Origin of the sequence: Sphingomonas sp. CCH9-E2, from assembly GCF_001557215.1 — a bacterium.
GTDB lineage: Bacteria > Pseudomonadota > Alphaproteobacteria > Sphingomonadales > Sphingomonadaceae > Sphingomonas.
Genome location: NZ_LSJM01000006.1, coordinates 17544 through 33973, shown reverse-complemented (window position 1 = coordinate 33973; position 16430 = coordinate 17544). Strand labels below are relative to the sequence as shown.

18 protein-coding genes and 1 tRNA gene are annotated in these 16430 nt (G+C 67.0%); 11 read left to right on the top strand and 8 right to left on the bottom strand.

The genetic code is table 11. The features are described 5' to 3' along the window. Positions 1-106 precede the first annotated feature (106 nt). The 3 genes from AX681_RS00515 to AX681_RS00505 are packed head-to-tail and all read left to right on the top strand — an operon-like array spanning position 107 to position 2468. Positions 107-670 carry a DUF1285 domain-containing protein gene (locus tag AX681_RS00515; RefSeq protein ID WP_066662199.1) on the top strand — a complete coding sequence of 188 codons (564 nt, stop codon included), beginning with the start codon at positions 107-109 and terminating at the stop codon, positions 668-670. Continuing rightward, entirely contained in the window at positions 667-1269 is a 603-nt protein-coding gene (locus AX681_RS00510) for a CoA pyrophosphatase (RefSeq protein ID WP_066662210.1), read from the top strand. Before AX681_RS00515 ends, AX681_RS00510 begins: the two co-directional genes overlap by 4 nt. Then, complete coding sequence (locus AX681_RS00505) at positions 1257-2468, top strand: CCA tRNA nucleotidyltransferase (RefSeq protein ID WP_066662213.1); 1212 nt, start codon at positions 1257-1259, stop codon at positions 2466-2468. The genes AX681_RS00510 and AX681_RS00505 overlap by 13 nt, the downstream gene beginning before the upstream one ends. Here the strand turns inward: AX681_RS00505 and AX681_RS00500 are convergent. Together AX681_RS00500 and parC are read right to left on the bottom strand one after the other, a co-directional pair. Next, on the bottom strand, positions 2432-4147 hold the full coding sequence (locus tag AX681_RS00500; RefSeq protein ID WP_082738047.1) for an EAL domain-containing protein: 1716 nt from the start codon (positions 4145-4147) through the stop codon (positions 2432-2434). The genes AX681_RS00505 and AX681_RS00500 overlap by 37 nt on opposite strands. Positions 4148-4233: 86 nt before the next feature. Beyond that, a complete protein-coding gene (parC, locus tag AX681_RS00495) occupies positions 4234-6480 on the bottom strand; it encodes a DNA topoisomerase IV subunit A (protein ID WP_066662215.1) in 2247 nt (748 codons plus the stop codon). Between the two features lie 150 nt (positions 6481-6630). Here parC and AX681_RS00490 point away from each other — a divergent pair, with 150 nt between their 5' ends. The 3 genes from AX681_RS00490 to purC all read left to right on the top strand — a co-directional run bounded on the left by AX681_RS00490 (position 6631) and on the right by purC (position 9488). Further along, entirely contained in the window at positions 6631-7503 is an 873-nt protein-coding gene (locus AX681_RS00490; protein WP_066662218.1) for a hypothetical protein, read from the top strand. A gap of 335 nt (positions 7504-7838) precedes the next feature. Further along, the gene (locus AX681_RS00485; RefSeq protein WP_066662220.1) at positions 7839-8609 is read left to right on the top strand and encodes a hypothetical protein; all 771 of its coding nucleotides are present in this window, start codon (positions 7839-7841) and stop codon (positions 8607-8609) included. A 96-nt stretch (positions 8610-8705) separates the two neighbouring features. After that, positions 8706-9488, top strand: coding sequence for a phosphoribosylaminoimidazolesuccinocarboxamide synthase (purC, locus tag AX681_RS00480; RefSeq protein WP_066662222.1), 783 nt, complete (start codon positions 8706-8708; stop codon positions 9486-9488). 189 nt (positions 9489-9677) lie between these two features. Here the strand turns inward: purC and AX681_RS22225 are convergent, their stop codons facing one another. Further along, the gene (locus AX681_RS22225; RefSeq protein ID WP_197421993.1) at positions 9678-9827 is read right to left on the bottom strand and encodes a hypothetical protein; all 150 of its coding nucleotides are present in this window, start codon (positions 9825-9827) and stop codon (positions 9678-9680) included. A gap of 145 nt (positions 9828-9972) precedes the next feature. On the opposite strand from AX681_RS22225, the gene purS reads away from it, so the two are divergent. The 3 genes from purS to AX681_RS00465 are packed head-to-tail and all read left to right on the top strand — an operon-like array spanning position 9973 to position 11571. Next, positions 9973-10203, top strand: coding sequence for a phosphoribosylformylglycinamidine synthase subunit PurS (purS, locus tag AX681_RS00475; protein WP_066662225.1), 231 nt, complete (start codon positions 9973-9975; stop codon positions 10201-10203). Further along, the gene (gene purQ, locus AX681_RS00470) at positions 10200-10865 is read left to right on the top strand and encodes a phosphoribosylformylglycinamidine synthase subunit PurQ (RefSeq protein ID WP_066662228.1); all 666 of its coding nucleotides are present in this window, start codon (positions 10200-10202) and stop codon (positions 10863-10865) included. Before purS ends, purQ begins: the two co-directional genes overlap by 4 nt. Then, on the top strand, positions 10813-11571 hold the full coding sequence (locus AX681_RS00465; protein ID WP_231734838.1) for a Crp/Fnr family transcriptional regulator: 759 nt from the start codon (positions 10813-10815) through the stop codon (positions 11569-11571). Before purQ ends, AX681_RS00465 begins: the two co-directional genes overlap by 53 nt. 57 nt (positions 11572-11628) lie before the next feature. Here the strand turns inward: AX681_RS00465 and AX681_RS00460 are convergent, their stop codons facing one another. The 3 genes from AX681_RS00460 to AX681_RS00450 form a co-directional block, all read right to left on the bottom strand. Then, on the bottom strand, positions 11629-12033 hold the full coding sequence (locus AX681_RS00460) for a hypothetical protein (RefSeq protein WP_066662231.1): 405 nt from the start codon (positions 12031-12033) through the stop codon (positions 11629-11631). A 67-nt stretch (positions 12034-12100) separates the two neighbouring features. Then, positions 12101-12451 carry a hypothetical protein gene (locus tag AX681_RS00455; protein ID WP_066662234.1) on the bottom strand — a complete coding sequence of 117 codons (351 nt, stop codon included), beginning with the start codon at positions 12449-12451 and terminating at the stop codon, positions 12101-12103. Between the two features lie 4 nt (positions 12452-12455). Beyond that, on the bottom strand, positions 12456-13202 hold the full coding sequence (locus AX681_RS00450; RefSeq protein ID WP_066662236.1) for a queuosine precursor transporter: 747 nt from the start codon (positions 13200-13202) through the stop codon (positions 12456-12458). Positions 13203-13331: 129 nt separating this feature from the next. Between AX681_RS00450 and AX681_RS00445 the strand changes: the two genes are divergently transcribed. After that, positions 13332-13408 (top strand) — tRNA-Arg (locus tag AX681_RS00445). 28 nt (positions 13409-13436) lie between these two features. Here AX681_RS00445 and AX681_RS00440 read toward each other — a convergent pair. Both AX681_RS00440 and AX681_RS00435 read right to left on the bottom strand, forming a co-directional pair. Next, positions 13437-14636, bottom strand: coding sequence for an RNA polymerase sigma factor (locus AX681_RS00440; protein ID WP_231733789.1), 1200 nt, complete (start codon positions 14634-14636; stop codon positions 13437-13439). A gap of 38 nt (positions 14637-14674) precedes the next feature. Continuing rightward, positions 14675-15034 carry a YciI family protein gene (locus AX681_RS00435; protein WP_066662257.1) on the bottom strand — a complete coding sequence of 120 codons (360 nt, stop codon included), beginning with the start codon at positions 15032-15034 and terminating at the stop codon, positions 14675-14677. A 117-nt stretch (positions 15035-15151) separates the two neighbouring features. Here AX681_RS00435 and AX681_RS00430 point away from each other — a divergent pair, with 117 nt between their 5' ends. Next, complete coding sequence (locus AX681_RS00430) at positions 15152-16417, top strand: alpha-hydroxy-acid oxidizing protein (protein WP_231733790.1); 1266 nt, start codon at positions 15152-15154, stop codon at positions 16415-16417. The last annotated feature ends 13 nt before the right edge of the window (positions 16418-16430 follow it).

Here is a 16430-nt window from a genome sequence, read left to right as displayed (position 1 = left end):
AGCCGTCCTCCCCCTCCGTCGCCTTCGGCGCCACCTCCCCCTGGCGGGGGAGGATAGTTGGTCTGACACTTTACCGGGGCGGGCAAAAGCGCCTAACGGCAATGCTATGCCGATGCCGCCTCCCCCCGACCTCGCCAGCCTGTCGCTCGCCGAGATCGCGCGACTGGCGGACGAACAGAAGCTGCCCCCTGTCGACAGCTGGAACCCGGCGCATTGCGGGAATAGCGACATGCGCATCGCCCGCGACGGGACCTGGTTTCACCAAGGGTCGCCGATCGGCCGCCCGGCGATGGTGCGGCTGTTCGCGTCGATCCTGCGCCGCGAACCCGATGGCCGCCACGTCCTGGTCACCCCGGTCGAAAAGCTCGACATCGATGTCGAGGACGCGCCATTCGTTGCGGTGGAGATGAAGGTCGAGGGCACGGGCGACGCGGCGCGAATCGCGTTCCGGCTGAATACCGGCGACCTGATTCCCGCAGGACCGGAGCACGCGCTGCGATTCGAAGAGCATGAAGACGGCCCCCACCCCTATCTGCACGTGCGGCGCGGGCTGGAAGCGTTGGTCGCGCGGTCGGTTTACTATGAGCTGGCGGCGCTGGCGCTGGAGAACGGGTCGAACCCGCCCGGCGTGTGGAGCAACGGCGTCTTCTTTGCGATGGCCCCGGCATGACGCTGGCCGAACGGCTGCGCGCCGCGCTCGACGCCGAGCATGACGAGGCGCCCGAGCTGATCGTCGGTGATGTGCTGGACTCGACAATCGCGGCGGATGGCGTGCCGATGCCGGCCGCGGTGCTGGTCGCCGTGACCGACCGCCCCCGCCCCGGCCTGATCCTGACCCAGCGCACCGATACGCTGCGCCGCCATGCCGGGCAGGTCGCCTTTCCCGGCGGGCGGATCGACGCGGGCGATGCCGACGCGACCGCAGCGGCATTGCGCGAGGCACGCGAGGAGATCGGGCTAGAGCCGCACGCGGTCGAGCTGGTTGGCCTTGCCGACCGTTATCGCACCGTCACCGGGTTCGAGGTGCAGCCGGTGGTCGCGGTGATCCCGCCCGACCTGGTACTGACGCCGCAGCCGGGCGAGGTCGCGGCGATCTTCGAGGCGCCGCTCGACTTCGTGCTCGACCCCGCCAACCAGCTGCAATCCAGCGTCGAGTGGCAGGGCCGTGACCGGCATTATTACGAGATCTTGTGGCAGGATTTCCGGATCTGGGGCGCGACTGCAGCGATGCTGGTCAATCTGTCGCGGCGGTTGAAGTGGTCGGCGTGACGCTCCCCGATGCGCCGTGGCGGCACTGGCCGGGGCTGGACCGGCTGACCGCCGCACTGGGGCCCGGCAATGCCCGCGTGGTCGGCGGCGCGGTGCGCGACACGCTGCTCGGCATTCCCGTATCGGATGTCGACATCGCGACGCCGCTCGACCCGCAGGAGGTGATCCATCGGCTGGAGCGCGCGGGGATCAAGGTCATCCCGACCGGCCTCGCCCATGGCACGGTCACTGCGGTGAGCAGCGGGACGGTGGTCGAGGTGACGACGCTGCGCCGCGACCTCGAAACCGATGGCCGCCACGCGACGGTCGCGTTCACCGACGACTGGCGCGAAGACGCCGCGCGGCGCGATTTCACGATCAACGCGCTCTACGCCGATCCGGCAACGGGCGAAGTGTTCGACTATTTCGAAGGGCTGGCCGATCTGGAGGCGCGGCACGTGCGCTTTATCGGCGATCCGCTGCGCCGCATTGCCGAAGATCATCTGCGCATCCTGCGTTTCTTCCGCTTCCTCGCGCGGTTCGGCGACAGCCCGGATGCAGCCTCGCTCGACGCCTGTACCGCGCGCGCCAACGACCTGATGGCCCTGTCGCGCGAGCGGATCGCGGACGAGCTGCTCAAGCTGCTGGTGGCGAAAGACGCGGTGCGGGTGATCGCGCTGATGCTGGAGCGCGGGATTTTCCGCCCGGTCATCCCGGAAATCACGTCGGTCGAACGGTTTGCGCGGGTCGCGGCGCTGGAGGCGGAAGCCGGGCTCGCGCCAGACCCGGTCCGCCGCCTCGCCGCGCTGTTGCCCGCCGACACGGCGATCGCCGAATCGGTCGGGGCGCGGCTCAAACTGTCCAACGTTCAGCGCAAGCGGCTGATCGGCGCGACCGAGGCCGAGTTGTTCGGCGCGCCGCGCGCTGCTGCCTATCGGCTCGGGCGCGACGAGGCGATCGACCGGTTGTTCCTGTTCGACTGCCCGACCGCCGTGGCGGATGCGCGCGACCTGTCCGGGTGGGAGATTCCGCGGCTGCCGATCAGCGGCGGTGCATTGATCCAGCGCGGCCTGTTAAAAGGTCCCGATGTCGCGCGTGCGTTGCGGGCGGTGGAGGCTCAGTGGGTCGCGGAGGACTTCCCGGATGCCGACCGGGTCGCGGAGATTGCCGATGCCGTGGCGGATCAGGCGTTGCGTTCGAGCAGCAGCGAAAAGGCCTGATCGATGCAGAGCGGGCGCGAATAGAGGAAGCCCTGCCCGTAATTGCAGCCGAGCGCGGCGAGCGTCTGGGCGAGTTCGTTGGTCTCGATCCCCTCCGCCGTGGTCTGCATGCCGAGCGCCTGGGCGAGGCTGAGGATCGCGCGCACGATCGCCACCTTGTCGCGATCGGCGAGCATGCCGGAGACGAAGCTGCGGTCGATCTTGAGCACGTCGATCGGCAGCTTCTGAAGATAGGCGAGGTTGGAATAGCCGGTGCCGAAATCGTCCATCGCCAACGTGGTGCCGAGGCCCTTGAGCGCCTGCATCGTCTGGGCGATGCGGTCGGGGTCGGTGACCAGCGCGCTTTCGGTGAGTTCCAGCGTGATCTTGCGACCGTCCACGCCATGCGCGTCGAGCGCGGCCTGAACCATCGGCGCGATCTGGTCGCGCTGCAGCTGGATCGCGGACAGGTTCACCGCGACCTTGACCCCGCAATCGCCGCCCGCGCGCGCGTCCCACACCGCCATCGCCCGCGCCGCTTCGTGCATCGCCCAGCGACCGAGCGGAACGATCAGGCCCGATTCCTCAGCGACCGGGATGAATTCGACTGGCGACAGCGCGATGCCGCTTTCGGTGGTCCAGCGCGCCAGCGCTTCGAACGACACGATCTTGCCCGAGGCAAGGTCGCAGATCGGCTGAAAGTTGAGCGCCAGACCGCCATTGTCGATCGCGCGGCGCAGTTCGGTCTCGATGCTGAATTCTTGACGGACGACGTCGAATGCGCGCGTCTGATAGACTTCGGTGCGGCCCGACTTCTTGGCGCGCTTCATCGCGAACTGGGCGTGGCGGATCAGCTCTTCGGCGTCGCCGCGCTCGCCCTCGCCGATCGCGATGCCGATCGCGCAATCGACGCGAATTTCGAAGTCGGACAGGCGGAACGGCGTGGTCAGCGCATTCTGGATGCGCTTGGCGACGTGGAGCGCATCCTGCAGACCTTCATCGAGTTCGAGGCGAATCGCGAATTCGTCGCCACCGGTGCGCGCCAACATGTCATGGCCGCGCAGCGCGCCCTTCACCCGGCGCGCCACCGAAATCAGCAGCTCGTCGCCGGCAAGGCCGCCCATGCAGGCGTTGATGCGGCTGAACCGGTCGAGATTGATCACCAGCACCGCGAACCGGTCAATCCCCGACCGCTCGATCTCATCCTCCAGATCCTCGCCAAAGCCCGCGCGGTTGGGCAGGCCGGTGAGGCTGTCGGTGAGCATCTCGCGGCGCAGGCTGCGCTGCGTGCGCAGTTCGGAAGTATGGTCGATCAGCGTGACGAGGCAGCGGCCATTGTCGCGTTCGGTGCTGCGCCGTGCAAAGCGGACGCGGAAGAAACGCGCGTCGACCGCGTCGCCCAGCTCCCAGTCGAATTCGCAATCATTGGTGTCCGAATCGAGGAAGCTGCCGATCCGCGCGCCGAGCTGGCGAATCACCGGCGAGAGATCGGCGGTGGTGCCGAGGCCGGCGAGGCGGAAGGGGCGGTTGACCGATTCGAAGACCAGCCCGTGCGCCCCGCGTTCCACGACTGCCGCAGGAATCGGGAGCAAATTCAGGGTTTGCGCGGTGCTGGACGGGCCGAGGACGCGCGAATCCGGCCCCGTCACGGGGACGGGCACGGGGACTGGCTTGTCCTTCCGGCGGCGCGACAACAGCATCACCAAAGCGGGTTACGGGCATTTGGTTAAGCGGTGCTGAAGATGCGGCCCTGTGACGCCCGCGCAGTTGAGGCGACTTGCCGCAATTAGAAGCGGTTATCGCGCGGAAAACCGTTCGGCGGCATCCGTCCCGCCGCCCCGCGCGCGGCGCGCCACGGGGCGAGGTCAGCCTCGGTCCGCGTCCGCCCCTGTTCCCCGCCCATCCGCCAGCTAAGGCCGTCGGCGAAGCGGAAGGTGACCGCGTCGGACAGGCCGCCATCGCGATAGCGCTGCAGCTGAACCCCCTGCCCGCGCGCCAGTTCGGCCAGTTCGGTCATCGGGAAGACGAGCAATTTGCGGTTGTCGCCGATCACCGCGACATAATCATCTTCGGCCCCGACCGGGCGCACCAGCTTCAGCGTGGCGCCAGCGCGCGGGGTGACGACCTGCTTCCCCTTGCGCGTTTCGGCGATGACGTCCTCGGCCTTGACCAGGAAGCCGCGGCCGTCGGTGGCGGCGACAAGCAGTTTCGGTGCGGCGCTCGCCGGGAACAGCCCGACAATGCCGGTACCGCCATCGAGGTCGATCATCAGCCGCACCGGCTCGCCAAAGCCGCGCCCGCCGGGCAGCTTGTCGGCAGCCAGCGTGTAGAAGCGGCCATTTTCGGCGGCGAGCAGCAATTTGTCGGTCGTCTGCGCGTGGAAAGCAATGAGCGGGCCGTCGCCTTCCTTGAACTTCGCCGTCTCCGCGCTGGCCAATTCGGCATGGCCCTTCATCGCGCGGATCCAGCCGCGCTGCGACAGGATGACGGTAATCGGCTCGCGCTCGATCATCGCCTCCAGCGGGATTTCACGGGCGGGTGCCGCTTCGGCCACCACCGTGCGGCGGGCGCCGAGCGCGGTTTCGGGGCCGTAGCGGTCGCGCACCTTGGTCAGGTCGCGCTTCATCCGGGTGCGCTGGCGCGCCTCGCTCGACAACAAAGCCTGGAGCTCGGCCTGTTCCTTGGCCAGTGCCTCACGCTCCTTGCGCAGCTCCATTTCCTCGAGCTTGCGCAGCGCGCGCAGCCGCATGTTGAGGATCGCCTCGGCCTGGCGGTCGGTCAGCTCGAACTCGGCCATCATCACCGGCTTGGGCTCATCCTCGCTGCGGATGATCGCGATCACCCGGTCGAGGTTGAGGAAGGCGATGATGTAGCCGTCGAGCAGTTCCATCCGGTCGGCGATCTTCTGCAGCCGGTGCTCGCTGCGGCGGCGCAGGACGATGAACTGGTGATCGACCCAGGCTGCGATCGCCTGGCGCAGGCTCATCACGCGCGGGGTGCGGGTGTGGTCGAGCACGTTGAGGTTGAGCGAGACGCGCACCTCGAGGTCCGACAGGCGGAACAGGCTTTCGATCAGTGTGTCGGGATCGACGGTGCGCGCGCGCGGTTCGAGGACGATGCGGATTTCGGCGTCGGATTCGTCGCGGACATCGGCGAGGATCGGCAGCTTCTTGTCGTTGATCAGTGCCGCGATCTGCTCGATCAGCTTGCCCTTCTGCACGCCGTACGGGATTTCGGTGACGACGATCTGCCACGTGCCGCGCCCCTGGTCCTCCAGCGACCATTTGGCGCGGACGCGGAAAGACCCGCGACCGGTGGCGTAGGAGTCGGCAATCGCTGCCGGGCTGTCGACGACGATGCCGCCGGTCGGGAAATCGGGGCCGCGGACATGTTCCAGCACCTGTGCGTCGCTGGCATTGGGCTGGTCGATCAGCAGGATCGCGGCGTCGATGAGTTCGGCGGCATTGTGCGGCGGGATGCTGGTCGCCATGCCGACCGCGATGCCGCTGGCGCCATTGGCGAGCAGATTGGGGAACAGGCCGGGGAACAGCTCCGGCTCATGATCCTCGCCATTGTAGGTCGGGCGGAATTCGACCGCATCCTCGTCCAGCCCGTCCATCAGGTCGATCGCGACCTGAGTCAGCCGGGCTTCGGTGTAACGGTAAGCGGCGGCGTTATCGCCGTCGATATTGCCGAAATTGCCCTGTCCGTCGACCAGCGGGTAGCGCAGCGCGAAGGTCTGCGCCAAGCGGACCATCGCGTCATAGACCGACTGGTCGCCATGCGGGTGGTATTTGCCGATCACGTCGCCGACGACGCGGGCGCATTTCTTGTAGGCTTCGTTCGGGTTGAGCCTGAGGCCACGCATCGCCCACAGCAGGCGACGATGCACCGGCTTCAGCCCGTCGCGCACATCCGGCAGCGAGCGCGCGGTGATGGTGGACATCGCATAGACGAGGTAGCGTTCGCTGAGGGCGGAATCGAATGGGGCGTCGACGATCTGGTCGAACGGGTCGCTAAGGTCGGTGGCCATCGCGCAGGCGATAGCAACGCCGCCCGCCGGGGACAAATCAGAAACGCGCGCAGCGCCCGCTTCCCAATTCGGTACAGCGGCGCAGACTCGCCCTTCCGGCGGTTAACCATCTGCCCTATCGTTCCGGCCACGGACCGCAGGGGGACTCGAATGCGAATCGTGGCGGCATTGCTGGCAATCGTGGCGCTGGCGGGGTGCGAAGGCGCGCCGAAAAAGGATCAGGACAAGATCAGCAACGAAGCCGTCGCCGCGCTGACCGCGACCGGCGGAGCGTTCGACTATCGCTACGCCTACAAGGTGCCGGGTAACCATGTGAAGGCGGTGGTCGAATCGCATGCCGCCGGCTGCGACAAGCTAGGCCCCGCGCGATGCCGCATCCTGTCGCTGCGCTATCGCGTCGACGAGGCGAATCGGATCGCCGCGACGCTGACCTTCCGCATCGACCCGTCGGTCGCGCGCAATTTCGGCGAGGCCGCGACCAAGGTCGTGGTCGGCGGCGGCGGCGCACTGGTCGAGACCGAGATTGCCGGTGCCGATGCTACCGCGAGTGCGCGCTCCAACGCGCTGGTCGGGCGGCTGCGCGAACAGCTTGCCAATGCCAAGGCAAGCAACGATCCGGTGCAGCAGGATCGCGCGCGCCGCCTGCAGACCGCGCTCGACGTGATCGCGGAGTCGGAGGCCGATAGCGGCGAGACGATGGCGACCGCGCCGGTGCTGATCACCTATGCCTCGGGCACGCCCGCGCCGGGGCTGAACGGGTCGGCGGATGCGAGCTTCCGCGACGCGGGGAACAAGCTGGTCACCTCGGCTGCGGGGATTGCGCAGGTGCTGGCGTCGGTAGGACCATGGCTGCTGCTGATGGTTGTCGCGGTGCTGGTGCTGCGCCTGCTGATCCACGGCACCGGCGGCGCGCCCGCTCCGGCTGCCGGTCAGGACGAGGATGAGGCCTATCGCGAGTCCGGCGAACCCGAACGCCGGAATGCGATCCAGCGCTGGTTCAATCGGGACGAAAATCCCGCCTGAAGTCGCAACGATTGGCATCAAACGGCGCGGCCCGCGTGGTCGCGCCGTTTTTGCGTCAATTTTAGGGCAGATCATACTAAAGCATAGGTAAGGGGCTGATTTACATGGATTAAACGGCCCATTAAATAAGGCGAAAAAGTGGCATTGCTCAAATCCCTGTAATGTGATGTGTTATCACGGCACGGCCAAACGTGCTTTGGCGGCGATGAATGGAGCCGCGAACAGGAGGTTGCCTAATGCACTGGAAATCGGGTTGCGCGCTCCTAGCCTTCACCTTCACCCTCGCCGCCTGCTCCACGCCGGCGCCAAGCGACCCATCGTCCGAGCGCGCGGGGATGGAAACATCCGACGCCACCGAACCGCCCGCCGGTGTCGCGGTAACCGCCGCACCGGGGGTCGCGTTCAACTATCGCTACGCCTTCAGCCTCCCGGCCCCGAAGATCGCCGCCGCGCAGGAAACGCATGCCGCCGCGTGCGAGAAGCTGGGCATCGCGCGGTGCCGCATCACCGGCATGCGCTATCGCCTGACTGGCGAGAATGCGGTCGAGGCGATGCTGGCGTTCAAGCTCGACCCGACGCTGGCCCGCGCGTTCGGCAAGGACGGTATTGCTGCGATCCAGCAAGCCGAAGGGCGGCTGGTCGATGCCGAGATCACCGGAACCGACGCCGGGGCCGAGATCGCGCGGCTGGCCGGTGAACGCGCGCGGGCGCGCGACGAACTCGCACGGATCGACCGCGAGCTGGCGCGCACCAACCTGTCCGCCAGCGAACGCGCCGAATTGCAGCGCCAGCGCGCCGATCTGGTCGCGCAGATCGAGCAGGTGCAGAGCGTATCGGGCGCGCAGCGCGAATCGCTCGCCAACACGCCGATGACCTTCGACTATCGATCGGGCCCGGCGGTGCGCGGGTTCGACGCCACCGCGCCGCTGAGCAGCGCGCTCGACCTGCTTGCGGGGTCGGCGCAGGCGACGCTGGCGTTCGTGTTGGGCGCGCTGGCAATCCTTGCGCCGCCGGGACTGGTGCTCGGCCTGGGCCTGCTCATCTGGCGCTGGCTGCGGCCGCGGCTTCGCCGTGCGCAACCCGCTGCCGTTCCCCCCAGCGATTGATTGCACCCCGGGTCGGCTTTCGATATAGGCCCGCCCCTACAGCCCCGGCGTCGCGCGACCGTGCCGCCGGGGCACCGCGTTTCTGAAGGACCCCCTATGGCACGCCGCCGCCAGATCTATGAGGGCAAGGCCAAGATCCTCTACGAAGGCCCCGAACCCGGCACGCTGATCCAGTATTTCAAGGACGATGCGACCGCGTTCAACGCCCAGAAAAAGGGCACGATCAGCGGCAAGGGCGTGCTCAACAACCGAATCTCCGAGCATATCTTCACGCTGCTCGGCAATATCGGCATTCCGACGCACTTCATCCGCCGCCTCAACATGCGCGAGCAGCTGATCCGCCAGGTCGAGATCGTCCCGATCGAGGTGGTGGTGCGCAACGTCGTCGCCGGATCGCTGGCCAAGAAGCTGGGGATCGAGGAAGGCACGCCGCTGCCGCGCACGATCATCGAATATTATTTCAAGGACGATGCCCTGGGCGACCCGCTGGTCACCGACGAGCATATCCTGTGCTTCGGCTGGGCGAGCCAGGAAGAGCTGCATGACATGGCCGACATGGCCATTCGCGTGAACGACTTCATGTCGGGCCTGTTCGCCGGGATCGGCATTCGGCTGGTCGACTTCAAGCTCGAATTCGGGCGGATTTTCGACGAGAACGGCTATGCCCGCATCATCCTGGCCGACGAGATCAGCCCCGATGGCTGCCGCTTGTGGGATATCGCGAGCGGCGAGAAGCTCGACAAGGACCGGTTCCGCCGTGACCTGGGCGGCGAGGTCGAAGCCTATCAGGAAGTCGCACGCCGCCTGGGGCTGTTGCCCGAGGGTGCCGACTCGGCGGTGTTGGACCTCGAGACGCACCGCAAGAAGCGCGGGAAGTAGGGATCCCTTCCAGTTTGCCTCCCTGAACGGGAGGGGTTCGGAATGGGTTTAGTGGCAAGCGAGGCTCGATGCCTCGATTGCTGCTATGTTATCGGGCGGTCGGATTGGGTCTTTTGTGCGCGCGAGACGCGCGCACCCACCCCCGACCCCTCCCTTTCAGGGAGGGGAGTGAGGGGCCGGGACGATAGCTTACCCCTTCGCCTTCAACCCGGCGATGATCCCGAAGATGAAGGAACAGATCAGCGCGATCTGGACCTGCCCGCTCGGGTCGCTCCACCCGAAATAGTCCCTGCCGAACGCGGTCAGCGCGACGAACAGGGCGATCGCCAGAAATGCCATGACGCCTTTACTCCATGCCGGGCGCGCCTTGACGATGGCGACTCGGCAGGGCCGAGTGTTGCGCGCAGCGGTAAATGGGCGATGAAATCTTGAACCCGAACGCGCATCGGCCCATAGGGCGCGGCAAATCCCCGGAGGAATCCCCATGAAGCTGCGCATCGTCGTCACCCTCAAGAACGGCGTGCTGGACCCGCAGGGCAAGGCGATCGAACACGCGCTGGGCTCGCTCGGCTTTGCCGGTGTCGGCGAGGCACGCGTCGGCAAGCTGATCGAACTGGATGTCGCCGACGACACCAGCGACGCGGACATCGACGCGATGTGCCAGAAGCTGCTCGCGAACACGGTGATCGAAAACTATCGGGTGGAAAAGCAGTGAAAACCGCCGTCATCGTCTTTCCCGGATCGAACTGCGACCGCGACCTGGCGGTAGCGATCGAGAGCGTGACCGGGACCAAGCCGGCGATGGTCTGGCATGGCGAGAGCGAATTGCCGGACGGCCTTGGCCTGATCGCGCTGCCGGGCGGGTTTTCGTACGGCGATTATCTGCGCTGCGGCGCGATTGCTGCGCGCTCGCCAGTGGTTCGAGCGGTGGTCGATGCGGCAAATCGCGGGGTGCCGGTGATCGGCATCTGCAACGGGTTCCAGGTGCTGACCGAAACCGGCCTGCTGCCCGGCGCGCTGATGCGCAATTCGGGCCTCAACTTCGTGTGCCGCGATGTCGCGCTGACCGTCGAGAACAGCCAGTCGATCTTCACCAGCCGCTATGATGCGGGGGAGACGATCTCGATCCCGGTCGCGCATCATGACGGCAATTACTTCGCCGATGCCGCCACGCTCGACCAGCTCGAGGGCGAGGGGCGCGTCGCGTTCCGCTATGCCAGCGACGTCAATGGCAGCGCGCGCCAGATCGCCGGCATCGTCAATGCCGGCGGCAATGTGCTGGGCATGATGCCGCACCCCGAACGCAAGATCGAAGCCGCGCATGGTGGCAGCGACGGCCGCCGCCTGTTCGAAGGGCTGCTCGAAGCGGTGGCGTGAGGCGGTGAGCGGCCCGGCCCCGATCGTTTGCGACACCTGTCCAGTGGCCGATCGCGCGGTCTGCTCGGCCCTGTCGCCCGAGGATCGCGGCGAACTCGCGCGGATCGGGCACCACCGCCGCTATGCGCGCGGCGAGACGATCGTCGCGGCGGGCGATAGCGCGACAGTCTGCGCGACCCTGACGCGCGGCGCGGCGAAGATGTCGACGATCGACCGCGACGGGACCGAGCGGATCGTCGCCTTGGTCCACCCGGCGGGCATGCTCGGCCAGCTGTTCGCGCCGACCGCGACGCTGCACGTTACCGCGCTGACTGACAGCGAGGCGTGCCTGTTCCCGGCATCGCATGTCGCTGCGCTCAGCGATGCGCGCCCGGCGCTCGCCCGGCGCCTGCTGGCTGAAGTCAGCCGCGAGCTGGACGAGAGCCGCGCACTGATCGACCTGATTTCGAAGCGCCAGGCGAAAGGGCGTGTCGCGGCGCTAATCCTGGCCTTTGCGCGAGCGGCGAGTCCGGCACCGTGCCACGATGCCGACAGCTTCGACCTGCCGTTGACGCGCGGCGAGATGGCGCAGTTGCTCGGTATCACGATCGAGACGGTCAGCCGCACGCTCACCGCGCTGGAGGACGCCGGCATCATCGCGCGGCAAGGCAGCCACGGCATCGCGATTTGTGACCGCGACGCGCTGGACGACCTCGCCTCGGCCTGAACGCAAAAAGTGCGGGCGAACCCGGGGGCTCGCCCGCTGTGAGGTGAGGGTTCGTATTCAGACCGAGAAGCGGATCACGGCAACGATCAGGCCCCAGATCATCAGCATGACCGGCATGATCATCACCTGGACGGTCGCGCCGCCGGCACCGAGATGACCCGATCCGGTCGGCAGCCCATGTTCGGCGAAATCGGCGAAGCTGGGCGCGCGCCCCTCGCCCGGTGCCACCCGCGCCCACCAGGCGGGGACCACGAAAGCAGCGGCGAGGAAGACGCCGAAGATCACGAAGGGGATCGCCAGCCCCTTCTCCCCGAACGCCGCCCACATGATGCCGAGATAGGCGAAGAAGCCAGCGAACACCCCGACATGCAGCGCCGGGTGCAGGTCGAACACGTGTGCGCCGCGGGTACGCGGCATCGGCGTCGCCTGAACAAATGCGGTCTGGTGCAGCGGCATGTTCATCGTCGGTCTCCTTTGTCGGGAGCGACGATGCAGCGGTTAGCGCAGGCCCGCTTTGCGGTTTGTCAAACTAGGCGTGATCGGATGGCGTCGCGTCGGCGCTACGGGGTCCAAACAGCCGCGTCGTGCGCGCGAGGATCAGGATCGCGCTGGGCCACAGCATCGTGTTCCAGATATCCTGCCAGTTATAGTCGAACCGCACCCGCCCCCCGGCCGCGAGCGTGTCGCGGATATCCCAGGCCTCACCCGCCAGCGTGACCGCCAGTGCCACGGCCCATGGCTTCCAGCTGCGCAGGGGCCAGCGGAAGATCAGCGCGGCACCGAAGAAGACCAGCAGCCCGACATGGACGTGCAAACCGTCGCGCGCGAGCCCGGACCAGTCGACCAGCCATCCCTTTGCCTGTCTGAACAGGTCGAGCATGGGGTCAGACGCGCGTGCGGAACGGGGTGAAGTCGGTGCCCTCGTCGAATACGTCCACGCCTTCGCGCCGCTTGAGGAATCCGACCACGGCATAGGTGACGGGGGTCAGGATCACCTCCCAGCTCACCTTGAGCACCCATTGTGTCACCAGCACCTTGAGCACCAGATCGTTGGTCCAGCCGGCCGCGCCCCAGAAGGCGAGCGGGTAGAAGATCAGGCTGTCCACCCCCTGCCCGACAACGGTCGACCCAATCGTGCGCGCCCACAGATGCTTGCCCTTGGTCCAGATCTTCATCTTGGCCAGTACGAAGGAATTGACGAACTCCCCGGCCCAGAAGGCGACGACCGAAGCGAGCACGATGCGCGGCACCTGGCCAAAGATCGCTTCATAGGCGGGCTGGTTGGTCCAGTCGGGCGCGGGGGGCAGCGCGACGACGACCCACGACATGAACGCCATGAACAGGGTCGCGACGAACCCGGCCCAGATCACGCGGCGCGCACGGGCATAGCCATACACCTCGGTCAGCACGTCGCCGATGATGTAGGAGATCGGGAAGAACAGGATGCCCGCCCCGAACGGCCACCACACCTCCCAGACCGGGATCCAGATCTGCGCCACCTTGCCCGCGCCGAGGACGTTGGACAGCAGCAGGATCGCGACGAACGCCGCCATTACGTAGTCATAATAGCGGAAATGCCCGCCCGCGACCTGCGCCGCGTTGATCCGTGCCGGTCCTGCCCCGTCGCTCATCGCATTCCCCCGATTGCTGGAGAGGACTATGATCGCGGTTTGCGGCCCGCGCAATCCGCGCCGGTTTGAGGCGGCACCGCCCGAAGCTGTTTCAGCTTGCTGAAACATGCGCTAACGGGTCCAGCATGCGCGCCCGTAGCTCAGATGGATAGAGCACGAGCCTTCTAAGCTTGGGGCCGCAGGTTCGAATCCTGCCGGGCGCGCCAGATACCCTATGTCGTTCTATTTGCGGCCTCAGCGGCTCGATGGGTCGCCATATCCGCCTTCCAGTAGAAATCGCCGAATGCTGGGGTCGCTGCTGAGACCTGACGCCCTGACCGCAGCTGCGTGGGCCGCGTCGGGCTGATCCGAAAGCCACAAGATCCGTGCGCGCGCCGCCCACCAGGGCTGATACGATCTCGCGCCATCGATATCGTCCAGCAGGTGCAGGGCTGCGGCGGGATCGCCTGCTTCCGCAACGGCAACGGCGCGCGCCACCAGCACGCCTGTGGTCGGCGCGAAGTTGGCGAGGACATCATAGAGCCGCACCAGCGGGCCGGTCAGGCGCTCGCCGGTGATGCACTGCTGGGCGTGCAGCGATTGGATGGCTGCCTCGGTCTGGAACCGCCCGGGCACGCCCAGCCGTGCGGCCGCGCGGAGCAGCCCTTCAGCTTCCATGATCACGTCGCGCGACCATAAGGATGTGTCCTGCCGACCAAACGCGACGAAGCGCCCCTCGGCATCGCGCCGCGCGGCGCGGCGCGCTTCGCAATGCAGCATCATCGAGAGCAACCCGAGCGCTTCGGGCTGATCGGGTGCCAGCTGGACCGTCAATCGCGCTAGCCAGATCGCCTCTTCGGCAAGACCGATAAGCCTTGGGTCGGCACCCGCAACATCCTCCCACGCAGTTCCGTAAGCAGCGTAGATCGCGGCAAGGACTGCGGACAAGCGCTCGGGAATGTCTTCCGGATCGGGGATGACAAAGGCGATTCCGGCATCGCGGATGCGTCGCTTCGCGCGGACCAGCCGCTGCCCCATCGATGGCGCGGAGACCAGAAAGGACGCCGCGACGCGCGCAGCGTCTAGGCCCAACACCGTCTGGAGCATCAGCGGCGCCTGGATATCCTGCGCGATCGCGGGATGGGTGCACACGAACATGAGCTTGAGCCGGTCGTCCCCATAATCGGTCACAGCGGAATCGACCCGTTCGTCGTGCAGCAGGCGTGCGGTTTCCGCTCCGCGCTCGACCGTTTGCGACCGCCCCATCGCGCGTCCCGCGCTGCGCCGTGCGACCGTGAGCAGCCAACCGGTCGGATTGGCAGGGACACCGTCGCGCGGCCATTGGACGAGCGCTGCCGCGAATGCATCGGCAAGTGCGTCTTCGGCGGCGGTGATGTCCCGCGTCCGCGCTGCCAGGATCGCGAGCAATTTTCCATAGGAATCGCGCGCCGCCACAGTTGCCTGAGCAGCAACGTCGCGGCGCGCAGCGTCCATTAGCCGGACGGGGGTGAGAGAACGGGCCGAATCTCGACCGATCCGGCGGTAACGCAGGGCGCACGGGCCGCCCAGTCAAGCGCCGCATCGAGATCCGAAACATCCAGGATCACATAGCCGCCTAGCATCTCCTTCGTGTCTGCGAACGGACCGTCGGCGACGTGCCGCGTGCCGCCTTCGACCCGCAGGGTGGTGCCGAGTTCGGGGGGTTGCAGGCCATTGCCGCTAACCATCGCTCCGCTCTGGGCAATTGCGCCCATATAGGCGGTCCAGCCGCCCCAATAGGTTTCTGCGTGCGCGGGATCGGTGCGCTTGGCCTGCTCGTCCGCCGTTTCGTAGAATAGCAGCATATAGTGCATGTCGGTCACCTTCCGTCCAAGGATGTACGCCCAGCGACCCGGTGTCGATGGACAAGCGGCGCTTGCCGCTCAACCCCATGTGCATCGAGCGAGACGCATTTCGACAGTTCGGCATCCATGGCCGATTTTTTTGTCGATCATGGGCCGACAAATTCGGTTGCCTATTGGGGTTCGGATGCCGACCATATCGCACAAGAGAACAGACCGGGAGGGAACGCGATGCCGCATTATGGCGACTATCAGCATGCGATCTATGGCGCGGGGCTGCAGGGCGTGGTGCCGACGATCCCGGTCGATTTCACCAGCCTCGAGCAGCGCGCTGCGGCGGCGATGGCGCCGTCGCTGCTGTCCTATGTTCAGGGCGGGTGCGGCGACGAGCAGACACAGCGCGCCAATGCCGACGCCTTCCGCCATTGGGGCATCGTGCCGCGGATGATGGTCGATTGCTCGGTCCGCGACCTGTCGGTCGAGCTGTTCGGGATGAGGCTCCCCTCCCCTTTGTTCATGGCCCCGGTCGGGGTGGCGGGCATGTGCGCGCAGGACGGGCATGGCGACATCGCCGCCGCGCGCGCCGCCGCGATGACCGGCGTGCCGCTCACCGTCTCGACGCTGACCAACGATCCGCTGGAGGACGTCGCCGCCGCGACGGGCGACACGCCGGGGATGTTCCAGCTTTACACGCCCAAGGACCCCGAACTCGCAGCGAGCCTGGTCAGCCGGGCCGAGGCGGCGGGGTACAAGGCGATCGTCGTCACGCTCGACACCTGGGTCACCGGCTGGCGGCCGCGCGACCTCAACACCGCGAATTTCCCGCAGCTGCGCGGGCATGTCCTGTCCAACTATTGGTCCGATCCGCGCTTTCAGGCGATGCTGGCCAAACCCGTGGCGGAGGATCCGCGCGCGGCGGTGATGACCTGGGCCGCGACCTTCGGGCGCGTGCTGACCTGGGCCGACATGCCGTGGCTGCGGTCGCTGACGAAATTGCCGATCGTGCTCAAGGGTATCTGTCACCCCGACGATGCGCGCCGCGCGATCGATGCGGGGGCGGACGGCATCTATTGCTCCAACCATGGCGGACGTCAGGCCAATGGCGGAATCGCGGCGATCGACCTGTTGCCCGATGTCGTCGCTGCGGCGGGCGATGTGCCGGTGCTGTTCGATTCGGGCATCCGGTCGGGCAGCGACGTCGCCAAGGCGCTGGCGCTGGGCGCGACTGCGGTCGGCGTGGGCCGCCCCTATTGCTACGGCCTCGCGCTCGGCGGTGCCGAGGGGGCGGCGCATGTGCTGCGATCGATCCTCGCCGAGGCCGATCTGCTGATGGCGGTCGACGGATTTCCCAGCATCGCGGCGTTGCGCGAAGCTGGCGCGAAACGGCTCGCCTGAGCGCAGTCAGACG

Bases quoted from the DNA above. Each gene is read 5' to 3' on its own strand.
- AX681_RS00510 (WP_066662210.1), top strand. From the start codon at position 667: ATGACGCTGGCCGAACGGCTGCGCGCCGCGCTCGACGCCGAGCATGAC.
- AX681_RS00430 (WP_231733790.1), top strand. From the start codon at position 15,152: ATGGCCGATTTTTTTGTCGATCATGGGCCGACAAATTCGGTTGCCTAT.
- parC (WP_066662215.1), bottom strand. From the start codon at position 6,480: ATGGCCACCGACCTTAGCGACCCGTTCGACCAGATCGTCGACGCCCCA.
- AX681_RS00515 (WP_066662199.1), top strand. From the start codon at position 107: ATGCCGATGCCGCCTCCCCCCGACCTCGCCAGCCTGTCGCTCGCCGAG.
- AX681_RS00435 (WP_066662257.1), bottom strand. From the start codon at position 15,034: ATGCACTATATGCTGCTATTCTACGAAACGGCGGACGAGCAGGCCAAG.
- AX681_RS00450 (WP_066662236.1), bottom strand. From the start codon at position 13,202: ATGAGCGACGGGGCAGGACCGGCACGGATCAACGCGGCGCAGGTCGCG.
- purS (WP_066662225.1), top strand. From the start codon at position 9,973: ATGAAGCTGCGCATCGTCGTCACCCTCAAGAACGGCGTGCTGGACCCG.
- AX681_RS00485 (WP_066662220.1), top strand. From the start codon at position 7,839: ATGGAAACATCCGACGCCACCGAACCGCCCGCCGGTGTCGCGGTAACC.
- AX681_RS22225 (WP_197421993.1), bottom strand. From the start codon at position 9,827: ATGGCATTTCTGGCGATCGCCCTGTTCGTCGCGCTGACCGCGTTCGGC.
- purC (WP_066662222.1), top strand. From the start codon at position 8,706: ATGGCACGCCGCCGCCAGATCTATGAGGGCAAGGCCAAGATCCTCTAC.
- AX681_RS00490 (WP_066662218.1), top strand. From the start codon at position 6,631: ATGCGAATCGTGGCGGCATTGCTGGCAATCGTGGCGCTGGCGGGGTGC.
- AX681_RS00460 (WP_066662231.1), bottom strand. From the start codon at position 12,033: ATGAACATGCCGCTGCACCAGACCGCATTTGTTCAGGCGACGCCGATG.
- AX681_RS00455 (WP_066662234.1), bottom strand. From the start codon at position 12,451: ATGCTCGACCTGTTCAGACAGGCAAAGGGATGGCTGGTCGACTGGTCC.
- AX681_RS00500 (WP_082738047.1), bottom strand. From the start codon at position 4,147: ATGCTGTTGTCGCGCCGCCGGAAGGACAAGCCAGTCCCCGTGCCCGTC.